This is a genomic window from Desulfolutivibrio sulfodismutans DSM 3696, assembly GCF_013376455.1.
GTDB lineage: Bacteria > Desulfobacterota > Desulfovibrionia > Desulfovibrionales > Desulfovibrionaceae > Desulfolutivibrio > Desulfolutivibrio sulfodismutans.
The window spans coordinates 2264021-2279165 of record NZ_CP045504.1; the positions used below are offsets into that span (position 1 = coordinate 2264021).

At 62.3% G+C, this 15145-nt stretch carries 12 protein-coding genes; 9 read left to right on the top strand and 3 right to left on the bottom strand.

Annotated elements, in window-relative coordinates; genetic code table 11:
* Positions 1–25: 25 nt before the first annotated feature.
* Both GD606_RS10645 and GD606_RS10650 read right to left on the bottom strand, forming a co-directional pair.
* Positions 26–1390: an acetyl-CoA hydrolase/transferase family protein gene (locus tag GD606_RS10645; protein WP_246298741.1), complete on the bottom strand. Its 1365-nt coding sequence runs from the start codon at positions 1388–1390 to the stop codon at positions 26–28.
* Between the two features lie 735 nt (positions 1391–2125).
* Positions 2126–4471 carry a lytic transglycosylase domain-containing protein gene (locus GD606_RS10650; protein ID WP_163300345.1) on the bottom strand — a complete coding sequence of 782 codons (2346 nt, stop codon included), beginning with the start codon at positions 4469–4471 and terminating at the stop codon, positions 2126–2128.
* A gap of 1099 nt (positions 4472–5570) precedes the next feature.
* Between GD606_RS10650 and GD606_RS10655 the strand changes: the two genes are divergently transcribed.
* From GD606_RS10655 to GD606_RS10685, 7 genes are all read left to right on the top strand, one after another.
* Positions 5571–6086, top strand: a complete 516-nt coding sequence (locus GD606_RS10655) for an NADH-quinone oxidoreductase subunit J family protein (RefSeq protein ID WP_163300346.1) — start codon at positions 5571–5573, stop codon at positions 6084–6086.
* The gene (nuoK, locus tag GD606_RS10660; RefSeq protein WP_163300347.1) at positions 6083–6391 is read left to right on the top strand and encodes an NADH-quinone oxidoreductase subunit NuoK; all 309 of its coding nucleotides are present in this window, start codon (positions 6083–6085) and stop codon (positions 6389–6391) included. The genes GD606_RS10655 and nuoK overlap by 4 nt, the downstream gene beginning before the upstream one ends.
* A gap of 3 nt (positions 6392–6394) precedes the next feature.
* Positions 6395–7888 carry a monovalent cation/H+ antiporter subunit D family protein gene (locus tag GD606_RS10665; protein WP_163300348.1) on the top strand — a complete coding sequence of 498 codons (1494 nt, stop codon included), beginning with the start codon at positions 6395–6397 and terminating at the stop codon, positions 7886–7888.
* A gap of 86 nt (positions 7889–7974) precedes the next feature.
* A complete protein-coding gene (locus GD606_RS10670; protein WP_163300349.1) occupies positions 7975–8235 on the top strand; it encodes a hypothetical protein in 261 nt (86 codons plus the stop codon).
* Positions 8228–10021 carry a Na(+)/H(+) antiporter subunit D gene (locus GD606_RS10675; protein ID WP_163300350.1) on the top strand — a complete coding sequence of 598 codons (1794 nt, stop codon included), beginning with the start codon at positions 8228–8230 and terminating at the stop codon, positions 10019–10021. The genes GD606_RS10670 and GD606_RS10675 overlap by 8 nt, the downstream gene beginning before the upstream one ends.
* Positions 10022–10046: 25 nt before the next feature.
* Positions 10047–11627, top strand: coding sequence for a complex I subunit 4 family protein (locus GD606_RS10680; RefSeq protein ID WP_163300351.1), 1581 nt, complete (start codon positions 10047–10049; stop codon positions 11625–11627).
* A complete protein-coding gene (locus tag GD606_RS10685) occupies positions 11624–13039 on the top strand; it encodes an NADH-quinone oxidoreductase subunit N (protein WP_163300352.1) in 1416 nt (471 codons plus the stop codon). Before GD606_RS10680 ends, GD606_RS10685 begins: the two co-directional genes overlap by 4 nt.
* Positions 13040–13060: 21 nt before the next feature.
* Here GD606_RS10685 and GD606_RS10690 read toward each other — a convergent pair whose 3' ends face one another.
* Positions 13061–13507, bottom strand: a complete 447-nt coding sequence (locus GD606_RS10690; protein WP_163300353.1) for a bacteriohemerythrin — start codon at positions 13505–13507, stop codon at positions 13061–13063.
* Positions 13508–13611: 104 nt separating this feature from the next.
* Here GD606_RS10690 and GD606_RS10695 point away from each other — a divergent pair, with 104 nt between their 5' ends.
* Positions 13612–14481: a hypothetical protein gene (locus GD606_RS10695; RefSeq protein ID WP_163300354.1), complete on the top strand. Its 870-nt coding sequence runs from the start codon at positions 13612–13614 to the stop codon at positions 14479–14481.
* Between the two features lie 176 nt (positions 14482–14657).
* On the top strand, positions 14658–15068 hold the full coding sequence (locus tag GD606_RS10700) for a response regulator (RefSeq protein ID WP_163300355.1): 411 nt from the start codon (positions 14658–14660) through the stop codon (positions 15066–15068).
* Positions 15069–15145: the final 77 nt, after the last annotated feature.

Genomic DNA, 15145 nt, shown 5'->3' on the forward strand with positions numbered 1-15145 from the left:
ATCGCTCGCCACGTTGTGGCGGGTTTTATAATATCCGCATCTGCTCTGCGCAGCGGATGAGATCCTCCCGAAAATCCGGATGCGCCAGATCGATAATAGCCAGAGCCCGTTCCCCCTCTGACTTGTTTTTCACATTCACCAGTCCGTATTCCGTACACAGGTAATGCACGTCCATCCGCGGCGTGGTCACAGCCGCGTTCCTATCCAGAAACGGAACGACCCGGGAGACTTTTCCCGCCATCGCCGTGGAATAAAACGTCAAGATCGACTTGCCGTTCTTGGCGGCATAGGCGCCACGCACGAAGTCCAACTGCCCCCCGGTTCCACTGTACATCTTCCCTGAAAGGTATTCCGCGTTGCATTGGCCGGTCAGATCCACCTGGATGATGGAATTGACGGATACCATATTGTCGTTTTGGGCAATGATCTTTGGGTCCATGACGTAATCCGAGGGATAACTGGCCATACTCGGGTTGTCGTCCATGAAGGCGAAGGTGTCGTCGCCGCCGTAGGCCACGGAAAAGACATGCTTCCTCGGGTGCAGCGTCTTTTTCCGCCCGGTGATGACCCCCTTGACGATGAGGTCTTTCATGCCTGGGCCGAACAGTTCCGAATGGATGCCAAGATCTTTATGGTTCTCCAGAAACGGGCAGATGGCGTTGGGGAGGGTTCCAATGCCGAGCTGCAACACGGCGTTGTCAGGAATGATTTCAGATATGAGCCGTCCGATGACGGCATCCTGTTCTTTCACTTCAGGCAGGGGCTGTTGCATGAGCGGAACATGGTTTTCCACCACGGCGTCCACCTCGGAGATATGCGCCATGGAGCTCCCGAAAACGCGGGGCATGTTTTTGTTGACCTCGACAATGAGCGTCTTTGCAAGGGAGGCCGCCGTAGAGGTCAGGTCGTTGGCTGTCCCGAAACTAAAAAATCCCGCCTTGTCCATCGGCGAGACCGTGGTGACGCAGACATCGACCGTCATGTTCTCGCGCAAAAATTTCGGAACCTGATGCAGATAGGACGGAATATACTGAACCAGTCCCACAGCGGCAAGCCTGCGGGCCGAGGGACCGAGAAACCACGATCTGGCGAAAATGAAATCCTGTATATCCAGGGCCAGATAGGATTCTGCGGCATGCTGCTGCGGATTAAAAGAATAGATGAACACCTTTTGCAGATCCCCGGCCCTGGCCCTTTTTGCAATCGCATGCAGCAGGGCCGGAGGTTCGGCAAAGGTCACCCCATGAACGACATTGTCCCCTTCGCGGATGCGCTCAACGGCCTTCTCCGGAGATGTCAACTTGCGATGATATTCTTCAAGATATATGCTCATCGCACCATTCCCCTTCTCTACCCATTCTTTTTTACTACAATTTATTGCATTCAACATCCTTTGCTGCCTGTATTTTGATTAGTATGCACCATTTGCCTGGAAAAATATGTTCCGTCAAGAAAGATAGGAATCTTTCTTTGGCGATATGATGAATTATGCATGAAAATTCCGCCTATTAACGATGTACTGCACAACTTCTGCATACGGCCTGTCGGCAGGAATCCTTCCTGATCCGCCCATCAGCCCCCCGGACGTGCCCCGGGCTGGACGCACCCCACGCACCTGGAGCGGGCCACCATTCGAAAGGAGAAAGAAGGCTCAGCCCCCGACCGGAAACCCCAGTTGAAATTGCTCCGGAAAGCCGGAACAGGCAGGCAACTGAAGCCGCATTGGCGGCATTAAAACGAACATTCCATCGAGGAATGGCGTTGGCGCGTGGACAGAAACGGAAGGATCCTCCGACGCCCGGGGCAGGGGCGCACTGGCGGTTCGGGAAAGGTATGGCTGTGATCTTTTTTTCAAGGAAAACCGGAAGGGGACTACGTGGACGCGCCTACCGGCAAGACGCACGCCCCCTGTTCACCCGGCCCGTCGGCACAAACGGCCTATGGCGGCGTCCCTGGGCCCGTTTTGGCGTCGCGCCGGAAAAGCCGTGTAATACGAGGTCTTCGACTGCTGACGTGCGGGTCTCGTGTCGCGCCTCTTAAAAAATACGACAGCATTTTTTAAGAAAAATACTTGCTTCAAACAGTTATTTTCAAGTCCGCATATGCGTCTTTCGAGGACGCAACACTAGTCCTCCTTGGGCAGGCGTTCGTAGAACATGGCGTTGGTCAGGACTTTGCGCACGTAATCGCGCGTTTCCTCGTAGGGAATGAACTCCACGAACAGGTCCGGCTCCAGGTTCCCGATGCCCTGCATCCACACCGCCAGCTTTCCCGCCCCTGCATTGTAGCTGCACAGCGTATGTTCCGGGTTGCCGTACTGGGCGTGACGCATCTTGTAGTATTCTACGCCAAGCCGGATGTTGGTGGCCGGGTCCGTGAGCAATTTCGCGGAATAGGGCTTTATGCCGAGCCGCGCGGCCATGTTGGCCGCCGTCTGGGGCACAAGCTGCATGAGCCCCACGGCCCCGGCCGAGGACACCACCTGGGCGTTGAAAAAACTTTCCTGGCGGATGAGCCCCAGGATCAGGTCTTCCGAGACGTCGGACCCGGCCAGGGCGGCCCGGATGGCGGCCGTGTGCCGCCGTGGATACAGCGCCGCCGCCAGGGGACCGAAGCGGGCCGGATCACCGCAGAGCAGGCAGTCCCCGAAGGTCCGCCTGGCCGTGGCCGTAGCCGGTCCCAGCCGGAAAAGCCGCGTGGCCAGCCGGATGTGGGCCAGGGCCAGTTCCGCGTCCGCCGGGGCCGACGCCGCCAGAAAGGCCAGATCCAATTCCGCCATCTCGGGCATTCCCGAGGCGTCCAGGACGGCGGCCCGCTCCTGCATGGCCTGAAGGCCGGGAGGGCGCGCCCCGGGAGACGTGGCCGGGGTCGCGCCCGGACAGGAGGGGGAGGCGGGCGGCTGCGGCGCGGCCTGAGTCCCTTGCGGATACAAAAACGGCTGCACGCTCGCCGGGTTCACGCGGCCCGGGTTCGCCAGGGCTTGCAGTTGGGACGCGCTGCGCAGGCCGTAATAGGTGTTTTTGCACAGGGCCATGTTGCCCAGGTGGCAGGCGGCGGCCCCGTCGTCGTCGCCCACGGCGCCCCGGGTCCGGCCCAGCCAATAGCGCGCCCCCGGGGCCCAGTCCGATTTCGGATACTCGCGCAAATACTCCGAGAGCCGGGAGGTGGCGGCCTCCATCCGGCCCAGGGCGAAACACAGCACCCCGGAGAGGCCCCGGGCCTGTTCGGCCAGATCCCCGCCCTTGCCGAGCCCGGCCAGCACGTCGGCGGCGGCCAGGGCCTCGGCCAGCCGCCCCTGCTCGGTTAAAAGCAGCATCAAATGCCGGGTCGACACCTCGCGGGCCCGAACCTCCACGGCCGGATCGTCCACCAGCCCGCGCAGCAGCGTCTCCATAAGTCGGGCGCTCTCCGGATCGGTCTTGCGCCACAGGCACCGCGCTTCGTGGTAGGCCGCCCAGGGCGCGATGGGCGAGGACGGGAAACGCGCGCGCACGCCCCGGAACCGGGCCAGGGCCTCGTCCGTGCGGCGTTTGGCGAAATCGACCTTGCCCCGCAGATAGTCCAGGCGGGCGACGTCCTTTTCCCCGGGCGCCGAGGCCAGGCGGTCCAGGATGGGCCCCGCGGCGTCGGGACGCAGGGCGTCGATGGCCCGCTCGGCCTGGGCCAGGGCCACATGGGGCGCGTCGGGGTTCCAGTCGCTTCGGCCTGCGGCGAAAAGCTCCCGGGCCAGGGCCGAGGCGCTTTTGGCCTGCCCGGTCCAGGGCCGCGACAGGCACAGGCGCTGCAGGGCGTCCCGGGCCGCCGAAAAATCCCCCACGGCGGCTGCCGTGGCCCCCAGACGCACGAGCACCGTGGGCGTCAGGCTGTTTTCCGGCCCGGCCGCCAGCCATTTTTCGTAGAAGGTGCGGGCGACGGCGGCCCCCCCTGCCGCCTCATGGGCGTATCCAGCCAATAGCGCCGCGTCCCGGGCCAGAAATCCGGCCAGGGGATGGGCTGAGGCGGCTGCCAGGGCCGTGGCCGCCTCCTGAAACCGCCCGGCCCGCAAGAGGGAAACCCCCTGGACATAGGCGGCAAAGGGCGCGAACGCCTCGTTTTTGATCACGGCGGCGGGCAGGGCGGCCAGGAACTCCGGCGGCACGGCCAGGGTGGCGCTGCGCGGCATGTCCAGGGCGGCAGGCGTGCCCGGCAGGGACCAGGGGCCGCCTGGCAGGCCGTTTGAACGGCCCGGGGTGTCCTTTCCGGAGGCCGCGACGACAGCAGGCGCGGCCTGGGCATCCGCCCCGGCCGACATGTCCGGCCCGCCAGGGATATCCGATACGCCCGGTTCGCCAGGCGACGCCGCCACATCCGGGGCCGCAGGACCTGGGCCGGGCGTTTGGGCCAGGGCCGCCTGCGCCGTAAGCAGGCAGACCAGGCATATCCAGGCCGCAAGCAGGCGAAACAAGAAGAAACAACGTGCAGTACGTGGCATGGTGGTCGCTCCCGGGGCCGTGGCCCCTGTGCCCCGCACGGTAGCCTGGATGCGTCCGAAATCAAAGCGCCCGGATGTACTGACGCACGGACGCATGCCGCTAACGGCGGCGCAGACGGCCCTGGAGGAGCACCCACCCTGTCGTGTCGGGCGGACCCTGGAATGGTCGGCATACCCATCCGTGCCCGACGTTTTCTCCTCCGGTACGCTGGCGGCAGGGCATTGAAAGACCGAAAGGAACCGAAAATTTCTCGACACCAGCCCCGTTCCTATCAGTTTTTTCGATAACACACCGTATTTCAAGGGAGCGGCCCGACATGGGCAAGGGATCAAACACCTGCCGAAGGCATGGTCCATTATTTCACAAGGCCATTGTTTTCATGTGGTTATCCACGCCTAGCGGGGATTTCGCAACCGGCCTGGGCCTTTTTTCATGAAGATGTGCGGCTGAACGCCCCCTTTTGTTTCCCTGAGGCGCACCCATCCTTCCCCAAAGTCAAAAAAATTGGCGACATTGTGGCGCAGGTGGCGTAATGGCGATGCGTAACCCACGGTGCGGGAAAAATCGCTGCATCCGCAAACGGTTGCCGTGACGGCGCACCCCGGTCGCCTGCTGCCGGGAAAGCACGGAGACGAGGTTGGGCGGATTTTCCAGCCTCAAGCGGCGATACGGATTGCGGACGATTGACGAAGGCGCGTAACTTCCCAACTCAACACACAAAAATTTGCCCCCAGAGGCAGCTTGTGAAAAAAGAAACTTGGGAAAAAACTTGACACAAAGCCGCCTCAGTGGAAAACCACGGAGAATCCGGTTAGTCATCAGGTTCCCGAATAGATGGAACATTTTCGGGAAAGCAGTTTTGGGCACATAACCTTTTTTCCGCCGGGAGGCCGGGTTGCTTCACACGCATGCAGGCGAGGGCGTCACCACGCCCCGAAAAGCCGGGGGCCGGGCCGAACGCGGAAGCGACTGTAGCTTCTGCGCCGCGCCTGCATCCCCCAGGCGTCCGGCACCTCTCTCCCCCCCTTCTTCTTCGGCCCACACACCGCGCCGTCCCGCCTCGGGAGCGGCAAAACCCACGGCACAAGGCGTCATGTCATGAACATGGAACTTCTCGCACGGCTGGCCTTCGGTTTCTACGCGGCGGTCATCCTGGCCGGAGGGGCCCTGGCGGTCAGCTCCCCAAGCCTCATCCGGGCCATGGTCGGCCTGGTCACGGCCCTTTTCGGCGTGGCCGGAATGTATCTGCTTATGGACGCCGCCCTGGTGGCCCTCATGCAGATCCTCATCTACGTGGGCGCGGTCAGCGTGCTCATCTTTTTCGCCATCATGCTGGCCCAGGCCTCTCCCGACGGCGACGAGGCCGCCCCGGCCAGCCTGTGGGAATACGCCCGCTCGGGCCTGGTCTTCGTGGTCCCGGTGGGGGTTTTGGCCCTGACCGCCGTGCTCGTCCCCGTGGACAGCCTGCCCCTGCCCAAGCACATCGGTCCCGAGGCCCTGGGACAAGGGCTCCTTGGCCCGTATACCCTGGCCTTTGAACTCATTTCCGTGGTCCTTTTGGCGGCCATGGCCGGGGCCGTGCTCGTGGCCTTCGAACGGAGGAAGCCCAGATGAGTCCGCTGAGCTGGTATCAACTTGTGGCTGCCCTGCTTCTGGGCATCGGCCTTTACGGCGTGGTTTCCCGCAAAACCCTGATCGGCATGCTTATCGGCGTGGAGCTGATGTTAAACGGCGCGGGCATGTCCATGGTCGCCTCCGCCCAGCTCACCCCCATGGACGGCGTCCTCGGCCAATTGGGCACGCTTTTCGTCATGGGGTTGGCCGCTGCCGAGGCCACCCTGGTTTTGGCCATTGTCCTGGTTGTTGCCCGCCGCTTCGGCAACGCCCGCTGCGACACCGTTTCCGAACTTAAGGGATAAGACATGACAGCCCGACCGGAATTCACGGAAAGCGCCCTGCTCCTTGTGCCCCTGATCATCACGTTCCTTGCGCCGTTTGGCATCTGGCTGGCGCGCAAGAATGAAAACATGCGCGAGGGCGTGTCCTTCGTCGCCGGCGGCCTGACATTTCTGTCGGTGCTCCTGCTTGTCCCCGACGCCCTGTCCGGGGTGATCCGCACCTACACCGTGGCCGAGATCCTGCCCGGCATCTCCCTGCGATTCTGTGCCGACGGATTGGCGATGATTTTCGCCATCGTGTCCTCGTTTTTGTGGATCTTCGCCACCAGCTACAACGTCGGCTACATGCGAAGCCTCAAGGAACACGCCCAGACCCGCTATTATTTCTGTTTCGCCGTGGCCATCTTCGGCGCCCTGGGCGTGGCCACCTCGGCCAACATCTTCACCCTCTACCTGTTCTACGAAATCATCACCGTGTTCACCTATCCTCTGGTGGCCCATCACCAGGATACCGACGGCTACAACGGGGCCCGCAAGTACATCGTCTACCTCATGGGCTCCTCCAAGCTCTTTCTGCTGCCGGCCATGATCCTGACCTACGTCATCTGCGGCACCCTGGACTTCAACCTGACCGACATCCAAAACGGCATGTTCCCCAAGGACGCCAATCCGATCATGGTCTCGGTCACCTACTTCCTGTTCCTGTTCGGGCTGGCCAAGGCGGCTATCATGCCCCTGCATAACTGGCTGCCCTCGGCCATGGTCGCGCCCACGCCGGTCTCGGCCCTGCTGCATGCGGTGGCCGTGGTCAAGGCGGGCGTGTTCTCCGTGGCCCGGGTGATGCTCTCGGCCTTTGGCGTCAACCTCCTCGATTCCCTGGGCATCGGGCTGGTCACCGCCTACCTGGCCGCCTTCACCATCCTGGCCGCCTCCATCATCGCCCTGACCAAGGACGACCTCAAGGCCCGGCTGGCCTATTCCACGGTCAGCCAGCTTTCCTACGTCATCATCGGCGTGGCCATGCTCACCCCCCTGGCCGTCCAGGGCGGGCTCATGCACATCGCCCACCACGCCTTCTCCAAGATCACCCTGTTTTTCGCGGCCGGGGCCATCTACGTCGCCACGCATACCAAGAAAATCAGCCTCATGGGCGGCATGGGCCGACGCATGCCCTGGACCTTCGGGGCCTTTTCCGTGGCTGCCCTGTCCATGATCGGCGTGCCGCCGGTGTGCGGTTTCGTCAGCAAATGGTATATGGCCAACGGCGCGCTGGAGATCGGCAGGCTGGGGCTTCTGGCCACCCTTCTGGCCAGCACCATCTTAAACGCCTCCTACTTTACGCCGGTCATCATCCGGGCCTTCCTGCGCAAACCCGCTGAAGGCGTCGATCTCTCTCATTACAAGGAAGCGCCCCTGGTCATGGTGGTGCCGCTGTGCCTGACGGCCGGAATCTCGGTCTTTCTGGGACTTTTCCCCGAGACCTTTCTGCAGTTCGCCAGGGCGTTTGGCCACTTCTGATCGGACTGGATGCACAAGACGGCGAGTGGCGCGCGACCCTGAATTTTCGGGACAGGAAACGTAAACGTCGAAGCGGGGAGTGGGACATGAAAGAAAGCGAAACCCTGGGACGGCTGCTGGAGAAGGCCCAGGCGGCATCCGCAAGTTTTAGGCGGCTCATGTATGTGGCGCTCGCGGCCCTGGTGGTGCTCAACCTGTTCATCGTCAGCCACCACCCGCACTTCCCCGGCGAGGAGATCCCCGGCTTTTGGGCCGCCTTCGGACTGATTTTCGCCGTGGTCATGTCCTTTGTCCTGAAAAAGATCATCTTCCCCTTCATCCACCGCACCGAGGAATCCTATGACTGATGTCAGCTTCGTGCACCCAAGCCTGGCCTTCGTGGCCCTGGCCCTGGTCCTGCCGTGGCTTAAAGCCGAAAACCACGCGGCCTGGCGCTGGCTTCTGCTCCTGCCGCCCGTGGTGGCCATCGCCTCGGTGGTGTCGCTGACCCTGGGACCGGACGGCCCAAGGATGATCGAACCCATCCGTTACCTGGGGGTCAACCTCAAGTTCGGACGTATCGACGCCCTGTCCCTGGTGTTCGCCCACGTCTTCGCCATCCAGTCGCTGATCGGCATGCTCTACGCCCTGCACCTTCCCGAGCGCCGCCAGCACATCGCGGCCTCCCTGTACATCGCCGGGGCCTTCGGATGCGTGTTCGCCGGGGACTACCTGACGCTTTTCATCTTCTGGGAACTCATGAGCGTGGCCTCCACCTGCCTGGTCTGGTTCGGCGCCAACAACCGGGCCACCGCCGCAGGCTTTCGCTACTTTCTGTTCCACGTCCTGGGCGGGCTGCTGCTTCTGGGCGGACTGCTCATGCGCCACCAGGCCACTGGCTCCTTCGACTTCATGCCGGTGTCGCCGGACGCCGCACGCTTCTACGACTGGCTGATCCTGGCCGGGTTCGCGGTTAACGCCGCCGTGGTGCCCCTGCACGCCTGGCTGCCCGACGCCTATCCCGAATCCTCGGTCACGGGCGCGGTGTTCATGAGCGCGTTCACCACCAAGACGGCCGTCTACGTCCTGGCCCGGGCCTACGCCGGGTTCGAGATCCTGGCCATCATGGGCGTGGTCATGTGCCTGTGGGGGGTCTTCTACGCGACCATCGAGAACAACGCCCGGCGCATCCTGTCCTACCACATCGTCTCCCAGGTGGGATACATGGTGGCGGGCATCGGCATCGGCACGGCCATGACCATCGACGGGGCCTGCGCCCACGCCTACGCCCACATCCTCTACAAGGGACTTTTGTTCATGGGCGCGGGCTGCCTGCTGTACTCCGCCGGTTCGGCCAAGCTGTCCGAACTCGGGGGTCTGGCCTCGCGGCTGCCCCTGGTCATGATCTGCTACATGGTCGGCGCGGTGAGCATCTCGGGCATGCCCCTTTTCAACGGCTTCGTGTCCAAAACCATGACCATCACCGGCGCGGCCGAGGCCCATCACACCTGGCTGGCCCTGGGAATGGAGATCGCGGCCGTGGGCACGTTCCTCTCCGTGGGCATCAAGCTCCCTTACTTCGCCTTCTGGTCCAAGCCTAAAAACGACATGCCTTTAAAGCCCATTCCCTGGAACATGTACCTGGGCATGAGCATCTCCGCCTTCCTGTGTCTGTTCACGGGCCTTTTCCCGCAAGCCCTGTATTCGCTTCTGCCCTACCCCACGGACTACGTGCCCTACACCCCCTGGCACGTGCTTCAGTCCTCGCTGCTCCTCGGGTTCACGGGCCTTGGTTTCTACTACATGCGCAACATCCTGCATCCCAAGCCCGGGCGCAACCTGGACTTCGACGTGCTCTACCGGATCGTCGGCAGGCTTTTCTATGGGCTGGTGAGCGTGCCCCTGGCCTTCTTGGACGGGCTTTGGAACGACGTCTACGAGAAGGTGGGGCTGCGGGGGCTCTTGGAATCGGCCAAGGCCACCATTGTCTTCGACACCAAGGGCATCGACGGTGTGCTGGACGGTTCGGCGGGCGGCGTGCGTAACTTCGGCGGGGTGACCGGCAAGCTGCAAACCGGCCGCCTTCAGGACTACCTGACTGGCGTGGCGGCCCTGGGGCTGGCGATTTTCGCGCTGGTGTGGGCTTTGTGGTAGACGGACCAAACGACGGGAGCGATTCATGACGGACGCGGGATATCCGGTGATTTCGAGCCTCATCTTCCTGCCCCTTGCGGCGTCGGTGGCGCTCTTTTTCATCCGGCAGGACGGTTTCGTCCGGGGGTTCACCCTGGTGGTGGGCATCCTCGAATGCCTCTTGGCGCTGCCGCTTTTCGGCTACGTGCCAAACGGCGGCTATCAATTCGAGGAGACCGTGGCCTGGATTCCGGCCTGGGACATCACCTATCACCTGGCTGTGGACGGTCTGAGCCTGTTTATGGTCATGCTCACGGCCGTGCTCTTGCCGCTGTGCGTGCTGTGCTCCTGGACCTACATCGGCAAGCGGATCAAGGAGTTCCATTTCTGTCTGCTGCTGATGACCGCAGCCTGCGTCGGGGTGTTTACGGCCCTGGACTTCGTGCTCTTCTACGTCTTCTGGGAGGCCATGCTGGTCCCCATGTACCTGCTTATCGCGGTGTGGGGCGGGCCTGAAAGAAAATACGCCTCCATCAAGTTCTTCTTGTACACCCTGGCCGGCTCCACCCTGCTTTTGGCGGCCATCGTGGCCTTTCGCACCGTGGGCGGCACCTTTGACATCACGGTCCTGACCTCAAAGACCTTCTCCTTCGAGTTCCAGTTCTGGACGTTTTTGGCCATGGCCCTGGCGTTCGCCGTGAAGGTGCCCATGTTCCCGCTGCACACCTGGCTCCCGGCGGCGCACGTCCAGGCCCCCAGCGCCGGTTCCGTCATCCTGGCCGCCGTGCTCCTGAAGATGGGCACCTACGGCTTTTTGCGGCTGTGCCTGCCTCTGGCTCCGGCCGCCAGCGTGTACTTCGCGCCCATGATGATCGCCGTTTCCATCGCCTCCATCCTCTACGGCGGCCTCATCGCCCTGGGACAAAAGGACATTAAGAAACTGGTGGCCTATTCCTCCGTGGCCCACATGGGGTTTGTCACCCTGGGCATCTTCGTCCTCACCCAGCGCGGCGTGGAGGGGGCCATCCTCCAGATGCTCAACCACGGCATCACCACCGGGGCGCTGTTCATGCTCATCGGGCTCATCTACGAACGCAGCCACAGCCGGGAGATTGTGGACAATCAGGGGCTGGGCAAATTCATGCCCGCCTTCATGTTCTTCTGGGGCCTTTTCTCCCTGTCGTCTCTGGCCTTCCCCGGCACCAACAGCTTCGTAGGCGAGGTGCTGGTCCTGGCCGGAACCTTCGAGGTCAACAACTGGGCCGGTTTCCTGGCCATCCCCGGGGCCATGCTGGCCGCCGCCTACATGCTGCGGCTGATGCAGAAGGTGGCTTGGGGCGATCCCTCCTCGTACAAGAAAAAATGGGGCGACTTGAACGGCCGGGAATGGATTTACCTGATGCCCATGGCCTTTCTGGTCTTTTACATCGGTTTTGCCCCTGGTCCGGCCCTGCGTATGATCAGCCCGTCGATTACGACCGTGCTGACTACCGTTGAGCAGAAAAACCAGACCCTCGGCTTTCACAAGGATATGCCGCTGGCCGAGTGCATGCAGCTTGAACCGACCGCCCGTGTCGCTGACGGCGCGGCCTCCCCAGTGTCCCTTCCCGGAAAGGAGCGCCTGTGAACTTCGATCTCGTGATGCCCGAACTGTTCCAGCTTTTGGTGGTGGTCGCGCTTTTCGTGCAAAGCGTGGTCCGGGGGCGCGACGATACGGGCCCCCGCTGGCTCCCTGTGGTGGCGATCATCGGCGTGGTCGTGGCCGCTTCCAAGCTCGGCGCGCAGGGGGTGCTCTTCGAAGACGTCTACCGGGTGGACGCCCTGTCCCAGTTTTTCAAGGTGGCCATCAGCCTCGGGTTCTGCGTGACCGTGATCAACGCCCAGAACCAGCCCACCCTGGAGACCCAAAAGCGCACCGACTATTTCATGATGCTCAGCCTGTCCGCCTGGGGGCTCATGCTCCTGGCCTCGGCCGCCGAGCTCATCACCCTGTATCTGGCCCTGGAGTTGTCCTCCTACAGCCTGTACGCGCTGATCCCCCTGCGCGGCAACGACCGGCGCGCCTCCGAAGCGGCCATCAAGTACATCCTCTTCGGCGCGGTGGTCACAGCCGTGGCCCTTTACGGCCTGTCCTATATCATGGCCTCGCAGCACACCACCTACATCCAGGGGCTGATGGAAAAGACCTGGAGCATGGCTGAAAATCCCATGGCCGTGGTGGGGCTGACCCTGTTTTTGGGTGGATTTTTCTACAAACTGGCGCTTTTTCCCTTCCACTTCTGGTGTCCGGATGTCTACGAGGGAACCAGCAACGAGACAGCGGCCTATGTGGCCACGGTGCCCAAGCTGGGTGCGGTGGTGGTCTTGGTCCGGCTGTCTTCGGTTCTCTCCCCGGGGATGGAGGTGACCAACATCCTGGCCATCCTGGCCGCCCTGTCCATGACCATTGGAAATCTGACGGCCCTGGTGCAGAAGGATGTGAAGCGGCTTTTGGGCTATTCCAGCGTCTCCCACGCCGGGTACGTCATGCTGGGCCTGGTGTCGGGCACGGCCGCAGGATTGTCCGCAGCCACGTTCTATGCCCTGGTCTATCTGCTGATGAACCTGACCTGCTTTTACGTCATCAGCCGCATTGCCGTAAACGGCGAGAACGTGACCTTAAACGGCCTCAACGGCCTGTACAGGAAAAGCCCCGGCCTGGCCCTGGTCCTGGCTGTCTCGGCCTTTGCCCTGGTGGGCCTGCCGCCCACGGCCGGATTCGCCGGAAAACTGTTCCTTTTGGCCTCGGCCTGGGACCATGGCTACAACTGGCTGGTCATCGTGGCCGTCTTGAATACGGCCATCGCCATCTACTACTATCTGAACCTGGTGCGCCACGCCTACACCGAAGAATCCGACGCCGCCGCACCGGCCACGTCCATTTCATCCGGACAGGTGGCCATGGGCGGCATCCTGGCGGCCTGCGTGCTGCTGCTTGGCGTGCTTCCCGCGCCCATTTACGATCTGGCGCTCACGGCGGGCAAGGCGCTTCTGCCCTAGCCCGCGCTCATCAAGCGTTCTCTACGCGCCCTTTTTGGCCTGACCGGTCAGAAAGGGCGCGTATTTTTTGTCCGCGTCAAGGATATGCCCCCGGTACCAATCGTGGATGAAATCCCGGATCTTGACCGCCGCCAGGGGACGCTTGGCCTCAAGATCCCGTTCGAAGGCCAGGACCGACCTGATGAACTCGTTATGAGCCCGTTTTTGCTCGTCGAGCCCGGGGAACGCGCATTCCTGCATGTGTCGCTCCTCGGTCCCAAAATGAAACAAGGCATACTCGCGCAGCCTCCCGACCAGATCGAGAACTGCCGCACGCTCGGCCGGATCGGTAATGGGATGATAGGGATCGGCCAAGGCGGAGCCGAAATCGCCCAGCAGTTCAAAAAAACGGGCGTGCTGTCCATCGAGTTCCTCGTTTCCGACGCTCATGGAGGGCTCATAGCGGACAAGCGTCAATTTCAGGGCCATCGGGAGCTCCTTGTTTTGCATACTCTACGCGAGAAATGGGCGTGGAATCAATCTTGCATTTTTAATTCTGCGTTCCAGAGCGTCAGAAAAACCACGGAATCCCCATGCCTGCCACCGTACTTCTCACCCTGTGTCTTGCCCTTGGCGGCATTTCGACCCTGTGGGGCGCTACGCCCCTGGCCCATGCCCAGTTGCCGGACCCGATCACGGAGGAATCGTCGGCTGGAAACGACGCCTCCGCCACCCTGCGCTCTGCCGTCCGGGAGGATCTCTTCGCAACCGTTGGCCTGACCTGCGTTTTTGGTCCCGGCGTGGCCGAGGCCGATGCCCGGCGGCAATGCCTCCTGAAGGCCCGGACCCGTCTCGTGGCCAAGATGTCCGAGCGGGTGGCCGCCGCAGCCGCGTCTCTGGGACTGTCCCTGACGGATGAAGAAATTGCGGCCTACACCCTTGGGGTAGTGCGGATGGAGGCCGACCGGGAAGAAGTCGAGCCGGGTCCGGAGGGGCTGACCGTGCGCCTGGCCGGCCGGGGGGTGGCCGACATGGCCAATCTTGCCCAAAAACTTCCCTTTTATGTCGCCAACGCCGATGTTCGCGCCTCCGCCGTGGCCCAGTACCGGGCGGCCAGGGCCGAGGCCGAGGCCGCCAGACGATCCGCAGGCGATCCGGCTCAGGAACAGGCCGGAAAGATTCGTCGCCAGATGCAGGATACCGCGCGTTTTGCAGAACGGCAGTTGCGCCTTGGTATGTCCCAGGCCGAGGTGCTGGGGCTGCTCGGGGAACCAAGTACGTCCCTCCAGGGAGCGCCCGACGAAAACTTCCTCTGCCTGGGCTATGGCGACGTGTGGGCTGTTTTTGAGAACGGGGAACTGGCCTGCCTGCGGACCCGTCTGGAATATCACCGCCGCCATGAATCCCAATGCCACTGCTCGGGCCGCCTGGCGACCATTCTGCTTGGCGTGGAGCCAAGATAACCTTGGCGCTTCATGAACGACTTCCCCTGCCTGCCGTCACTCTTCGACCATATCACTGGCTCGCGACAATTCGCCCTTTGCCTGCTTGACAGAAACGCTTTTTGGGCTGTAGGTAGAAGGCCGTTCAACATCTTGTCTTTCTTGAATTTCCCTGCAACCTCCACGGGGAGGCCGCCATGAGGGCGCTTATCGTCGATGACGATTTCTATAGCAGGAGTTTTTTGGAATATATCATGCACCCGTATGCCTTTTGCGACGTGGCAGTAAACGGCGAAGAGGCGGTCATGGCCTTCCAGAAAGCCCTGGAGGAAAAGCGTCCCTTTTCCATTGTGTTCATGGACCTGCTCATGCCGGTCATTGACGGTCCCAAGGCTTTGCGCGAGATTCGCGAAATCGAGCGAGATTTCGGCGTGGACAAGGCCAGTCAGGCCCGGGTGATCATCACTTCGGTCCTTGAGGATGCCGAAGACACCCATAACGCCATGTACCTGGGCGAGGCCACGTCCTTTCTGCAAAAGCCCGTGGATGAAAAATCCGTCCTGTCCGAATTGCGCCGCCTGGGGCTGGTCACGGCCGAAGAGGTCTGAGACGCCCCCAGCGTCCAGTTGCTGCACGACACGCAGGCCCGGGGCATCCCGGGCTTTTTTTTGCAATTGCGCGGCTA

Excerpts from the sequence above, each read along its gene's own strand:
- GD606_RS10645 (WP_246298741.1), bottom strand. The coding sequence starts at position 1,390 with ATGTTGAATGCAATAAATTGTAGTAAAAAAGAATGGGTAGAGAAGGGG.
- GD606_RS10650 (WP_163300345.1), bottom strand. The coding sequence starts at position 4,471 with ATGCCACGTACTGCACGTTGTTTCTTCTTGTTTCGCCTGCTTGCGGCC.
- GD606_RS10655 (WP_163300346.1), top strand. The coding sequence starts at position 5,571 with ATGAACATGGAACTTCTCGCACGGCTGGCCTTCGGTTTCTACGCGGCG.
- nuoK (WP_163300347.1), top strand. The coding sequence starts at position 6,083 with ATGAGTCCGCTGAGCTGGTATCAACTTGTGGCTGCCCTGCTTCTGGGC.
- GD606_RS10665 (WP_163300348.1), top strand. The coding sequence starts at position 6,395 with ATGACAGCCCGACCGGAATTCACGGAAAGCGCCCTGCTCCTTGTGCCC.
- GD606_RS10670 (WP_163300349.1), top strand. The coding sequence starts at position 7,975 with ATGAAAGAAAGCGAAACCCTGGGACGGCTGCTGGAGAAGGCCCAGGCG.
- GD606_RS10675 (WP_163300350.1), top strand. The coding sequence starts at position 8,228 with ATGACTGATGTCAGCTTCGTGCACCCAAGCCTGGCCTTCGTGGCCCTG.
- GD606_RS10680 (WP_163300351.1), top strand. The coding sequence starts at position 10,047 with ATGACGGACGCGGGATATCCGGTGATTTCGAGCCTCATCTTCCTGCCC.
- GD606_RS10690 (WP_163300353.1), bottom strand. The coding sequence starts at position 13,507 with ATGGCCCTGAAATTGACGCTTGTCCGCTATGAGCCCTCCATGAGCGTC.
- GD606_RS10695 (WP_163300354.1), top strand. The coding sequence starts at position 13,612 with ATGCCTGCCACCGTACTTCTCACCCTGTGTCTTGCCCTTGGCGGCATT.
- GD606_RS10700 (WP_163300355.1), top strand. The coding sequence starts at position 14,658 with ATGAGGGCGCTTATCGTCGATGACGATTTCTATAGCAGGAGTTTTTTG.